The following is a 1095-nucleotide window of genomic DNA, read 5'->3' on the forward strand; positions in this document are numbered from 1 at the left end:
TCGGGTTCATGAGCCAGGTAAAAATGAAGTAAGCGTAATAAATCTTCAGCATTACAGGTTCTAAAGCCAATTTTGGCCGACATCAACGAGGCTTCAAAGGCAATACGAAATTGAGCAAAGCAGGCTTTAACGTCTTCCTCATTTTTTCCATTGATTTTATCGACTACGACATAACACTCAGTTTGTGTCATTCTGGGATTAACATTGGTATTGGTTTTAAATCCATGAACTGCGGCCTCACCATAAAACGAACGAAGGCTTTTGCCCATCACACTTAACTGTTCAAAATCTGGAGTCATGAACTGGTTTGAAAAAGCATCCAGCTCATGCCCCACTTGATTGTGTTTGACTAAGATGAGCTGTAAGGTAAATTCATCAGAAACCTTGGTTCTTAAAATCGAATCCAACTGCTCTGCAATTTTTTCATTCGCACCGGTTAACGGGGTGATGCGATACAATAAGCCTGTATTCCAGCGATTAATAAATAAATGCGATTCCTCGTCATAATACTGATAAGGAAGTTCCTTGCAAAAAAGAGGGTATTGGTGATCGCCAACATTTAAGGTATTTTGGGAAGACGATACCTCTTCATCCACCAAATAGCCATCGATTGAATTCCTAAAACCCTGGACGTATTTTTTTAGTGTTGCGAACATAGTTAATCCTAAAAAAGTTCCGTTTCATTTATTTTGAATAAGCACTGCAGCCTACGCATTGCTCTTGTTGCACGTATTGCCCATCCGGTGTAAATCGCCGTGCATCCACCATACGATTCACCTGCTCCATGCTTTGGCACCCACCACGCTCGACAAAAGGACAGCGAACATCTTGATGATCAAAAATGGAGCGTGAACACCCCGTAAGCGTCACTGCCGAACAACAACAGAACAAAACAAACCAAGCTTTAACCATGTACGTCTCCTGTAGGATTAACTGTTGAAAAGAGTGGTTGATTGGGCATCCCATTCTGATTCAAGAATTGCTGCGCCCTTTGCGTATCGGATTGGAACGTGGATTGCGGAGCTGAAGGCTCACCACTGCTACTCTCCCCACCTTCACCGCCTGCTCGGCTAATGGTTGTTGTAATCGCGGCCT

At 43.1% G+C, this 1095-nt stretch carries 2 protein-coding genes and 1 pseudogene; all 3 read right to left on the reverse strand.

Going from position 1 to position 1095, the window contains the following annotated elements; translation table 11 throughout:
- On the reverse strand, positions 1-656 hold a 656-nt coding region (locus tag A8O27_RS18095; protein ID WP_154669263.1), incomplete at its 3' end, for a TraC family protein.
- Positions 657-684: 28 nt separating this feature from the next.
- Positions 685-912, reverse strand: coding sequence for a hypothetical protein (locus tag A8O27_RS18100; RefSeq protein WP_011212483.1), 228 nt, complete (start codon positions 910-912; stop codon positions 685-687).
- Positions 905-1095: pseudogene (locus tag A8O27_RS18945) on the reverse strand (conjugal transfer protein TraB); the annotation flags it as partial. The pseudogene A8O27_RS18945 and the gene A8O27_RS18100, both read right to left, overlap by 8 nt.

It is taken from the genome of Legionella bozemanae, from assembly GCF_001648595.1.
GTDB classification, from domain to species: Bacteria; Pseudomonadota; Gammaproteobacteria; order Legionellales; family Legionellaceae; genus Legionella; species Legionella bozemanae.

What these genes read in the sequence shown, in the direction of transcription:
- A8O27_RS18100 (WP_011212483.1), bottom strand. Translation starts at nt 912, where the DNA reads ATGGTTAAAGCTTGGTTTGTTTTGTTCTGTTGTTGTTCGGCAGTGACG.